The 10,884-nt window shown below is 59.3% G+C and carries 10 protein-coding genes; 4 read left to right on the plus strand and 6 right to left on the minus strand.

What is annotated here, in order from left to right; all coding sequences use genetic code 11:
• Together AAC035_RS12685 and AAC035_RS12690 are read right to left on the minus strand one after the other, a co-directional pair.
• The coding region (locus tag AAC035_RS12685) for a DUF5610 domain-containing protein (RefSeq protein ID WP_339804725.1) at positions 1 to 938 on the minus strand (938 nt) is incomplete at its 3' end.
• Between the two features lie 119 nt (positions 939 to 1,057).
• Positions 1,058 to 2,644 carry an ABC-F family ATPase gene (locus AAC035_RS12690; RefSeq protein WP_339804728.1) on the minus strand — a complete coding sequence of 529 codons (1,587 nt, stop codon included), beginning with the start codon at positions 2,642 to 2,644 and terminating at the stop codon, positions 1,058 to 1,060.
• 236 nt (positions 2,645 to 2,880) lie between these two features.
• Here AAC035_RS12690 and AAC035_RS12695 point away from each other — a divergent pair, with 236 nt between their 5' ends.
• Together AAC035_RS12695 and AAC035_RS12700 are read left to right on the plus strand one after the other, a co-directional pair.
• Positions 2,881 to 3,309: an organic hydroperoxide resistance protein gene (locus AAC035_RS12695; protein WP_339804730.1), complete on the plus strand. Its 429-nt coding sequence runs from the start codon at positions 2,881 to 2,883 to the stop codon at positions 3,307 to 3,309.
• Between the two features lie 222 nt (positions 3,310 to 3,531).
• The gene (locus AAC035_RS12700; protein WP_339804733.1) at positions 3,532 to 5,268 is read left to right on the plus strand and encodes a diguanylate cyclase; all 1,737 of its coding nucleotides are present in this window, start codon (positions 3,532 to 3,534) and stop codon (positions 5,266 to 5,268) included.
• 32 nt (positions 5,269 to 5,300) lie between these two features.
• Here the strand turns inward: AAC035_RS12700 and AAC035_RS12705 are convergent, their stop codons facing one another.
• Together AAC035_RS12705 and AAC035_RS12710 are read right to left on the minus strand one after the other, a co-directional pair.
• The gene (locus AAC035_RS12705) at positions 5,301 to 5,975 is read right to left on the minus strand and encodes a hypothetical protein (protein ID WP_339804735.1); all 675 of its coding nucleotides are present in this window, start codon (positions 5,973 to 5,975) and stop codon (positions 5,301 to 5,303) included.
• A 57-nt stretch (positions 5,976 to 6,032) separates the two neighbouring features.
• Positions 6,033 to 6,878, minus strand: coding sequence for a DUF2059 domain-containing protein (locus tag AAC035_RS12710; protein ID WP_339804738.1), 846 nt, complete (start codon positions 6,876 to 6,878; stop codon positions 6,033 to 6,035).
• A gap of 229 nt (positions 6,879 to 7,107) precedes the next feature.
• Here AAC035_RS12710 and AAC035_RS12715 point away from each other — a divergent pair, with 229 nt between their 5' ends.
• Both AAC035_RS12715 and AAC035_RS12720 read left to right on the plus strand, forming a co-directional pair.
• Positions 7,108 to 8,781, plus strand: coding sequence for a BCCT family transporter (locus tag AAC035_RS12715; RefSeq protein ID WP_339804741.1), 1,674 nt, complete (start codon positions 7,108 to 7,110; stop codon positions 8,779 to 8,781).
• Positions 8,782 to 8,907: 126 nt separating this feature from the next.
• Positions 8,908 to 9,180: a YebG family protein gene (locus AAC035_RS12720; RefSeq protein ID WP_339804744.1), complete on the plus strand. Its 273-nt coding sequence runs from the start codon at positions 8,908 to 8,910 to the stop codon at positions 9,178 to 9,180.
• Here AAC035_RS12720 and rluF read toward each other — a convergent pair.
• Both rluF and AAC035_RS12730 read right to left on the minus strand, forming a co-directional pair.
• Positions 9,177 to 10,205: a 23S rRNA pseudouridine(2604) synthase RluF gene (gene rluF / locus AAC035_RS12725; RefSeq protein ID WP_339804747.1), complete on the minus strand. Its 1,029-nt coding sequence runs from the start codon at positions 10,203 to 10,205 to the stop codon at positions 9,177 to 9,179. The two genes, AAC035_RS12720 and rluF, sit on opposite strands and share 4 nt — an antisense overlap.
• Positions 10,206 to 10,259: 54 nt before the next feature.
• Positions 10,260 to 10,884: NAD(P)(+) transhydrogenase (Re/Si-specific) subunit beta (locus AAC035_RS12730; RefSeq protein WP_339804748.1), on the minus strand; the 625-nt coding region annotated here is incomplete at its 5' end.

The following is a 10,884-nucleotide window of genomic DNA, read 5'->3' on the forward strand; positions in this document are numbered from 1 at the left end:
GTCAGGTTGAGACTGAAACTGGCCAGCTCCGGCCCCCCCAGGTTGAGGGATTGAGCGGCGCTGAACGCGCCCTGGATATCGCCCTCAAAGAACTTGCCGGCAACGGTCTGGACGTCGGCGAAGAGGCCGGCCAGCGCCTCACGCTCACCCGCATCCAGATTTCCCTCAACACTGAAGGCGTAACGACCGGAAAAGATGCTCACATCGGTGGCGCTGGCCACTGTGGCACCGCTGTTCTGGCCCTGGCTACGACTGCTGGCTGCGTATTGCTGCTCTTCCATTCGAACCGTGACCCGGTCACCGTCCGCGGTTTCCACTTCAAAGCTGAACTGATTACGACTGGCACTCTCGATAAGACTGGCGGTCGCTCCTTCAACCGGAGCGGAACCCACACGGTCAGGAGCACCCAGGAAGCGGGCTTCCAGGTCTTTGAGGCCGTCCTGAACCCGGCTGAAGCTGTCGTCGATATCCGCGGCCAGCTTTTCGTTCATCAGACCCAGCGCCGCGATCTGGTCCCGGGCTTCAGAAAAGCCTTTCTCGACACCGGAGCGGGCCTGGGACATCAGTTCCGCCAGACGCTCAGGATCGGCCCCGGAATCAGCTTCCTGCTGCAGGCGTGCCTGCACAAAGTTGAGAATACGGCCGGCCACATCAGCAGCCGAGGGCGGCTCGAAACGGGCACTCATAGGTGATGGGACAGACAGCTTGCCCATGCGGGCTTCCAGCTGCTGCTCCAGGCGGACCCGAAGCATGTTGATGGCCTCTTCCGCCGTGCGGACATTGCCCAGACCCCGGGACTTTTCCGGTGCTGCCGCCTGTGCCGGCAATGGATTGTCCTGGACCGGACGGGCCTGGGCCCTGCTGCCCTGGCCCGGATTCTGAGTGACCGGCTTGTTGCCGTCGAAACCCTGACCGGGATTGATAGGAGAAGAAACCATGAACACCACCTCTTGCTCTGTTCGGACTGACATTGCAGCCTTGCTTGAGGGGGTAACGGCCGGAACTCCGGCCGCTTTAAGATCGTTTGGTTATTAGATCGCCAACTTCCGTGAGCGGCTCACACCACGCCCTGGCTGCGCAGGTAGTCCTCGTAGGTGCCGCTGAAGTCGGTGATGCCATCGGCCTTCAGCTCAACAATCCGCGTCGCCAGCGATGATACAAACTCCCGGTCATGACTGACGAAAATCAGCGTGCCCGGGTAGTTTTCCAGAGCCAGGTTCAGGGCCTCGATGGACTCCATGTCCAGGTGGTTGGTGGGCTCGTCCATCAGCAACACATTGGGCTTTTCCAGTATCAGCTTGCCGAACAGCATGCGGCCCTGCTCACCGCCGGAAATCACCCGTACCGATTTGGCAATGTCATCACCGGAAAACAGCATACGACCAAGGGTGCCTCGCACCAGCTGCTCGCCACCCTGGGTCCACTGGGACATCCAGTCGGTCAGATTCATGTCTTCGGCAAAATCGGCGGTGTGATCCTGGGCGAAATACCCCACCTCGGCACTGTCAGTCCATTTCACTTCACCGGAATCCGGCGTCAGGTTACCGGACATGCACTGCAACAGCGTGGTTTTACCAATGCCGTTGGGTCCGATGATGGCTACCCGCTCACCGGCTTCGATCTGCAGGTTCAGCTTGTTGAACAGCGGCACACCATCAAAGCCCTTGTTGACCTCCCGCAGCGTCACCGCCTGGCGGTGCAGCTTTTTGGTCTGTTCAAAACGGATAAACGGGCTGATCCGGCTGGACGGCTTGACTTCCTCCAGCTGGATCTTGTCGATCTGTCGAGCCCGGGAGGTTGCCTGCTTGGCCTTCGAGGCGTTCGCCGAGAACCGGCTGACGAAGGTCTGCAGTTCGGCAATCTGGGCTTTCTTCTTGGCATTATCAGACAGCATGCGCTCGCGGGCCTGGGTGGCAGCGGTCATGTATTCGTCGTAATTACCCGGGAACAGCCGCAACTCGCCGTAGTCCAGATCCGCCATGTGGGTGCAGACACTGTTCAGGAAGTGGCGGTCGTGGGAAATGATCACCATGGTGCTGTTGCGGGCCACCAGAATGGTTTCCAGCCAGCGGATGGTATTGATATCCAGGTGGTTGGTGGGCTCGTCCAGCAGCAGCACGTCCGGATCCGAAAACAGCGCCTGGGCCAGCAACACCCGCAGCTTCCAGCCGGGGGCCAGCGCGCTCATGGGGCCATTGTGCTGGTCCAGGGGAATATCCAGACCCAGCAGTAATTCACCGGCACGGGACTCGGCGGTGTAACCGTCCATTTCCGCGAACTGAACTTCCAGATCCGCCACCGCCATGCCGTCTTCCTCGCTCATTTCAGCCAGCGAATAGATCCGGTCGCGCTCAGCCTTGATCCGGGCCAGTTCCTCATGCCCCATGATCACCGTATCGATCACCGTGCAGTCCTCAAAGGCGAACTGATCCTGGCGCAGCTTACCCATGCGAATGTTCTGGTCCAGCATCACCTGGCCCGAGGACGGCTCCAGATCACCGCCCAGAATTTTCATAAAGGTCGATTTGCCGCAGCCATTGGCACCGATCAACCCGTAGCGGTTGCCGTTTCCAAACTTGACGGACACATTTTCAAACAGAGGCTTGGCCCCGAACTGCATGGTGATATTGGCGGTGGAGATCAAGGAAACAATCCATTAACGATGTGATAAGCGGGTGCGCGGCTGCGCAGAAGGCCAGCATTGTACAGGTTTCCGCATGCCGCCGTCAGAGGGGGAAAACACGGATAAACAGTATCCCGTGGCGCTCGTATCGCTGCTGACGCATTTTAAGTTGTGCACAATCTAATTTTGTACCATTATGGCCCTGCTGTCCTGAACAATTCAGTCAACCAATCAGCATCGATCAAGGAGATCAGACTATGTCCATCAAGCAAGTGGTTTACCGTGCCCAGGCCGTTGCCACCGGTGGCCGTGAAGGCCGCGCCCATTCCGAAGACGGCGCCCTCGACCTGGTACTGTCCACACCCAAGGCTTTGGGCGGTGCTGGCGGCGAAGGCACCAACCCCGAGCAGTTGTTCGCGGCGGGCTACTCGGCCTGCTTTATCGGCGCCATGAAAGTGGTCGCCGGCAAACAGAAGATCCAGCTTCCTGCAGACCTGTCAGTGGAAGGACTGGTGGGTATCGGCGCGACCGAAGGTGGCTTTGGTATCGAAGTGGAGCTGCGTATTGCCCTGCCCGGGCTGGATCCGGAACAGGCCGACGCGTTGATTCACGCGGCCCATCAGGTCTGCCCCTACTCCAACGCAACCCGGGGCAATATTAATGTGACCCTTACCCGCATCAGCTAAGCTTTGAAGGGCTGGCCCGCATTGGCGGGGCCAGCCCTTGGCCGGCCGGTATCTGGCCAACCGGTTGGTCAGACTGTAAACAGGTTACCCGACAAATGAATGCAGTCCTGATAGACTTGGACGCAAGCGAGACAATTTCATTTCCGGACGACTGACATAATTTATAACACACTGAAAACCAGGCTTATCCTCCTGTTCGGCGGACTCACTCTGACCGCGACAATGATCGCGACCGGGCTGGTGAATCATCTTGCCTCAAAAGAACTGCGGCAGTCAGTCGAGCAGAACCTGCAAGAGGTGTCAGTGCAGCTGCGGGACAAGCTGGAGGCCGATCTGTATGAGCGTTACTCCGATCTGAAAGCAGCTGCGAGAATGGCCACCTGGGTCGCGGAGGATGGCCAGTCTGCGGACGTGACCGAGCTGCTGGACGAACTACAGAACAACTTTGTTCACTACGCCTGGATTGGCCTGGTTGCCCCGGACGGCAAGGTTATGGCGAGTACCCGCGGCCTTCTCCAGGGCGTCAATGTAGCTGAGCGCCCATGGTTTACGGCGGCGCTGGAAGGCCCTTATCTGGGCGATGCGCACCCGGCCCTGCTGCTGGAATCAAAACTCGGCAATTCCTCATCAAGACCACTGCGGTTTGTGGATGTTGCCGTGCCGGTGATGTCCCGGGACAACAACCGCGTGCTGGGAGTTCTCGGTGCCCACCTGTATCTGGACTGGGTTGGCCATGTTGGTGATTCCCTGCTGCGACCATTACAGGAGCGTCTTGGCGCCGAACTGGTGGTTGCCGATCAGTCCGGCAAGATTCTGTATGGCCCGGACCCGGTCATCGACCAGCAGATATCTGCAAACCTCCTGCAGGCCACCAACTACAGCACCTCAGGTTATCTGATCCGTTCAATGGCCACAGACTCTGACGCCAGCAACTCGGAAGAATACGTTATTGGCTTCAGCCGCCTCCGGGATCGTGATGAATACGAAGGCTTCAACTGGCTGGTGATGGTCCGCAAGCCCACCTCCGAAGCCTTTGCTCCGGCCCGGGAACTGCGCAATTCCTTCCTGATTATCGGCATTGTGTTGTCCGCCGTGTTTGCGGCCTTTGCCTGGCTGGCAGCCAAACGGGTCGCCCGCCCCCTGCTGGAAATGGCCGACGAGGCACGCCAGCTGGATTACGCGGCCAGCGACACCCTGATACGTCAGCGAAACGATTATGAAGAGGTCAAGGTACTGTCGAACACTTTCCGTGGTCTGATCAAGGGCCTCAAGGACAAGACCCGGGAGCTCAATGAGCTGAACGCCAGCCTGGAGCAGCGGGTAACCCGGCGAACTCACGCACTGGCGGACATCAACGAGAAACTCGTCGCCGAAATCAGTGAACGGGATCGCATGCGTCAGGAGCGGGAAGTGCTGATCCGGCAGCTGGAAGAAGCCATCCGTACCGATGCCCTGACCGGCGCCAGCAACCGGCGTCACTTCTTCGAGCTGGGGCAAATGGCCATGAAACGGGCCGAGCGCGCAAACACGGTGCTGTCTTTGATTACCTTTGACGCGGACTACTTCAAGAACATCAACGACACTTTCGGACACGCAGCCGGAGATCAGGCACTTATCCACCTGACCCGCATCGCCAAACGCATTGTCCGGGACGTTGATGTAATTGCCCGGGTGGGGGGTGAAGAGTTCGCCATTGTGCTGGAGCGCACCGATGAGACCGGTGCCGCCGAGGTAGCTGAACGGCTTCGGGCAGCCATCGCGGATACTCCCCTGGAGGTCAGTCAGGATACCCGGAGCAGGGTAACCATCAGCGCCGGCGTCGCCAGCACCCAGCCTGAAGGTGACACCGGCGCGGACTACGATCTGGACCGCCTTATAGCCCGCGCAGACAAGGCGCTCTACGGGGCCAAAACCTCCGGCAGAAACCGGGTGGTCAGCTGGTCAAGCCTGCAGGAATGAGGCCGCGCCATCGCTGACGAGACCTTTATCCGCTACCAGGCAAGCCAGATAACGTGACGCGCACCCTTGCCGGGTTTGTGAGCACGCACCGTTACCGCCTCGGCGGCAAATCCGATACCACGAAGCCGCTCGGTAAATGCCGGGTCCTGGCCGGCTGACCAGTAGGCCACCACACCCTCCGGGCGCAGTGCCGCCTGAGCGGCCAGCAGCCCGGCACGGGAATAGATCCAGTCGTTCTCCTTGCGGGTCAGACCTTCAGGGCCGTTATCCACGTCCAGCATGATCGCGTCCCAGGTACCCGCTGACTGCTTCAGCAGTTGGCCAACATCGCCCACATGAATCCGGGTACGGGGGTCGTTGACCGGATAGCCGGCCGCAGCTCCCAAAGGCCCACGATTCCAGTCAACCACCTGTGGCACCAGTTCCGCGACTGTTACTTCGGCGTCCTTGCCAAGCGCAGCCAGCGCGGCCGCCAGGGTAAAGCCCATGCCCAGACCACCAATCAGCACCTTCGGTGCCGCCTGCCCGGCAATACGTTCACAGGCCAGGGTTGCCAGAGCATCCTCGGAGCCATGGAGGCGGCTGTTCATCAGCTCACCGGTGGTACCGGCGATCTTGATGGAGAATTCGTTATTGCGCTGCAGCAACCTGAGCTCGGTACCTTTACCTGGAATGGTGGCACTGCCGATCTGTTCAAAACGGGCCATGTTATATCTCAGAAGTGACCTTACGGCCGTAAATTGACTACACGCATCACACCGACGTCAACGGTTTCCTCCCAGCAGCCGTGCCATCTGGGAGCTCACGGCCTCCAGAGGTTCCAGTAATCCGTTCTCGATACTGAAGGCGGCCACTTCGGTAAAGGCGCGGCCCGACGGTGACTCCAGAAAATCCAGATACCGCTCGAGTTCCGCGTCACTGAAATTCTGATAGGTACTCAGAAAAGCATGGTAGACCTGTGTTTCGATCTGCTGGCGAACCACCGGCCGGTACTGCTCGATGTTTTGCTCAAGCGTTTCTGCATCCGGCGCCCGGTCACCCATGACCGCAATGTACGCTGGAATCAGCCGTCGCTGGGCGGACTCGGCAATACTGGCGGTGATGTCACTGGCCGCTACGGCATGGTCATAGCGTTCAAACAGCGCCGCCCGTGCCCTATCGAGGGAAGCCTCAGCCAGAGCAGCCGACCGCTCGTTGAGCAGGTCCCAGGCATCCGGTCTGGAGGCAGCCGCCTCGGCCGCGGCAAAGCGCTGTCCGAGAGACGTGCGATACCAGGCCTGAACCGCTTCAAGCTGATCCTGGTTCAGGCTCCCATCCAGATCGGCTACCAGTTGTGTCCTCATCCGCTGCGCACTGAACGCAAGACTGGCCAGACCTGCCACCGAGTCCGCCATCATTGGCTCAACATAACCACTGGCCACCAGACCCTCACGGATTCCCTCACGGACCATGGCAGGATACTGACGACTCATTTCACCCAGAGGCGAAGACTCGACCACGGATTCTGCCAGCGTAGTGGCGCGGGCGCCAGTGGCCATCAGCATTGGCACCATCACCAGCCCCATCAGGGCCGGAAAACGGAGCAGAGAATTCAATTTATGAGAGATCATCAGCGTTACCTTGTTTGAGAAGCCATTAACCGCTGAGGTTATGACAGACCCCCCCTCTTTCAGCAATACGGCGCCACCGCAGTTTCCATGACCATTTAGAGAGATTTCCGTAATTCAACGCCATCGCGGGATGCTGATGCCCCCTGAAAACCCACAGCAACACTATGATAAGGTGGCAATCTGTTCACCGCAGACCTTTGCTCAGCACTCACGCACGGAACCGGACACCATGACCAGACGCCCCGGGTGGGTTTTCTCTCTGTCGCTGATTTTTCTGCTCGCCTTTGTCGTTCTCGGTGTTGGCTGGCCCACCCATCTCGCCAGCGGCGCCAATCACGCCCTGAATTTCACAACCGCTCACTTCGGCTGGCTGTACCTGTTTACCACCACCGGATTCCTGGTGTTTTGCGTGGGTCTTGCCACCAGCAACTACGGCCAGATCCGGCTGGGTGCCGATGGCGAAAATCCGGAATTCTCCTTTGCCACCTGGCTTGGCATGATCTTCTCGGCCGGCATGGGCGTCGGCCTGGTATTCTGGGGAATTGCCGAGCCCATGAGCCACTACGTTGATCCGCCGCTGGGCGAAGCGGCTCCCGAGAGCCCACAGGCCGCCAGCCTCGCCATGAGCTACTCGCTGTTTCACTGGGGCTTCCACCAGTGGGCCAATTTCGCCATTGTCGGTCTGGCCATTGCCTACGTCCGCTTTCGTCAGCAACGGCCGGGGCTGATCAGTGAAGCCTTCCGCTCCACCATGGGCGACCGGGTTGACGGAAGCGCCGGCCACGCCATTAATGTACTGGCGGTGCTATCCACCGTGTTCGGCGTGGCAACTACCCTGGGACTTGGCGTTATACAGATCAACAGTGGCCTGGTGTCAGTGGGAGACATGGGCTTCGGTACCGGTCAGCAATTGGCCATTCTGGGCGGTATTGCCATTGTGTTCCTGCTCTGCGCTCTGGCGCCTCTTGAAAGTGGCGTGCGCTATATCAGTGACGCCAACATGATGCTGGCAGCGGCCCTGCTGCTGTTTGTATTCTTTGCCGGACCCACCGATTTCATCACAGCCGCTATGACCAACGCCATCGGTGACTACTTTGGCAATGTGGTCGGCATGAGCCTGGTCATGACCCCTTACACCGGTGATGACTGGGTAGAGCGCTGGACCATCTTCTACTGGGCCTGGGGATTGTCCTGGGCGCCCTTTGTCGGCAGTTTTATCGCCCGTATCTCCAGGGGCCGTACCATCCGCGAATTTGTGGTTGGAGTGATTGGTATGCCGGTGCTGCTGAGCACTCTCTGGTTTTCCACCTTTGGCGGTTCCGCACTCTATTTCGAAATGTTTGAGGGCGCCTCTCTCGGCGAGGCAGTGCAGACTGAAATGAGTTCGGCGCTGTTTGCCACCTTGGAGTATCTCCCGGGCGCCGGAATTATCAGCATACTGATGCTGATCCTGATTACCCTGTTCGTTATTACCTCCGCCAATTCCGCCACCTTTGTGCTGGGCATGTTTACCAGCAAGGGCGTGCTCACCCCGACCCGGCTATCCCGGGTGACCTGGGGCGTGGTACAGGTGCTGGTAGCCGGGGTGTTGTTGATGAGCGGCGGCCTGGAAGCGCTGCAAACCATTTCCATTGTTGCCGCCTTCCCCTTCATGATCCTGATGATCTTCATGGCCGCGGCCCTGCTCAAATCCCTGCGCAGTGAATATCGCCTGAAGGAACTGCACCAGGCCATCCTGATGGAACGCATCCAGCGCTTTGTGGAGGAGCACGATCATGTTGCCGGCACACCGCCCGCGCCTCCCCATGAGCCACCACCGGCGATTCTGGGGGAACCCGAACCAGAATACCGGGATGAATCCGGATCGGAAGAGCCTGCCCCTGGCGGTTCGCCACCGACCTGAAATCGCTGCGGAACATCGCCGATTACTGTATGCATATACACTATATTGAGATAGACTTGGCCCGAGTACACCACGCGCCCGCCGGGACACCAGATTTCACCGGGGGCAACAGACGGAGACAGGTTCATGGCAGTACAGGCACTGTATTACTCAGAGAGGGACGGACTGGAGATGGCACTGAAACACCCGGACACCCTGCTGTTCTCATCGAAAGCTGATGCGGACGCCCGCGACAAGATGCTGGAACTGGCGGATGAGATTACCCAGTTCCTGCAGACCCGGGTGGAGGGGCTGGATGAAGCCCTGGCGGAAAAAGTCGCCATTGCCATCGCCGAGGAAAAGGATCTGTTTGCCAGAGCCCTGAAAAAGCCCGCCGTGCTGAATCAGAGCGAAGGCTAACGACCGCGCCCACCGCGGGGTTTTCCGCCAGCCGGCCGGCCTTTGCCAACCGGCTTGCCGGAGCCCGGGCCGGGACGTCCAGTACGAACCGGTTTTCCGGAAGGCTTGCCCCGGCCGCTGCCGGACTTGGGCGAGCCCGATTTCGGTTTTCCGGGTTTTGCTGATCCTGGTTTTGCCGATCCGGATTTTGCAGATGTTGCTTTGGGTTGCCGGCCTTTCCCTTGCGGAGTTCTGGCGCTCGCTCCTTTCGGTGCAGGCTTTTTTCGGGCTGGTTTGGCCGCCGGCACACTGGCATCTTCCGTTTTGCTGGAGCTTGCCACCATCTGGTCAATCAGATCCATTTCCTGGCCGGTCAGCTCCCGCCACTGACCAGGCTTGAGGCCATCAAGGCGGATATTCATGATGCGCACCCGGCGCAGCTTCACCACCGCATAGCCCAGATATTCGGTCATCCGCCGTATCTGCCGGTTCAGCCCCTGGGTCAGTTTGATGTTGAAGGTGGTGGCCGCTGTCTGGCGTACCTCACAGGGCTGGGTCACAGTTCCCAGAATCGGTATGCCGGAGGCCATGGCCTGCACAAATTCAGACCCGAACGGGCGATCAACGGTCACGATATATTCCTTCTCGTGAGCGTTGCCGGCCCGCAGGATCTTGTTGACGATATCACCGTCATTGGTAAGCAGGATCAATCCTTCCGAGGGCTTGTCGAGACGACCCACCGGAAAAATGCGCCCATCCCGATAGTTCACCGCATCCACGATGTTTTCCGGTACGGCGGGATCTGTTGTGCAGGTAATACCAACGGGTTTGTTGTAGGCCAGATAGACCGGCCGGGGTTTCTCTCGCAGGGCCTTGCCCCGCACCTTGACGTGATCTCCCGGGGCCACCTGTTCGCCCATGCCGGCAACCTTGCCGTTGATGGTCACCAGGCCATCTTCAATCAGCCGGTCTGCCTCCCGACGGGAGCACAAACCGGTTTCGCTGATGTATTTGTTCAGGCGGGTGCCAGCAGACTGGATTGCCATGGGGCCTCGTTATCGTGAAGTGTTCAGGCGGGTGCTTGCCGCCTGAACCTTACCTCAGGAACGCAGCCCACCCAACAGTTTGTCCACACTCTCTTTGGCATCACCAAACAGCATGCGGGTGTTGTCCTTGTAGAACAGCGGATTATCCACACCCGAGTAGCCCGTGGCCATGCCCCTTTTGAGCACTACCACCTGATGGGCCTTCCAGACTTCCAGCACAGGCATGCCCGCAATGGGGCTCACCGGGTCTTCGGCAGCGGCCGGATTGACCGTGTCGTTGGCCCCGATCACCAGCACCACGTCTGTTTGTGGAAAATCTTCATTGATTTCGTCCATTTCCAGCACGATGTCATAGGGCACGTGGGCTTCTGCCAGCAACACATTCATATGGCCAGGCAGGCGCCCTGCCACCGGGTGAATGCCGAAGCGCACCTTTGCCCCCCGCTCCCGCAGCAGTTTGGTGATCTCACTGATGGCATTCTGGGCCTGGGCCACCGCCATCCCGTAGCCGGGCACAATGATCACCGATTCAGCGTTGCGCAACTCGTCACAGACATCGTCAATGGTAACCTCATGAACCGTCTGGTCACCGGTTACCGCGGCACTGCCGGAGGTGGTCTGACCAAAGCCTCCCATGATCACGCTGATGAACGAACGGTTCATGGCCTTGCACATGATG

Origin of the sequence: uncultured Marinobacter sp., assembly GCF_963974375.1 — a bacterium.
Classification (GTDB): domain Bacteria; phylum Pseudomonadota; class Gammaproteobacteria; order Pseudomonadales; family Oleiphilaceae; genus Marinobacter.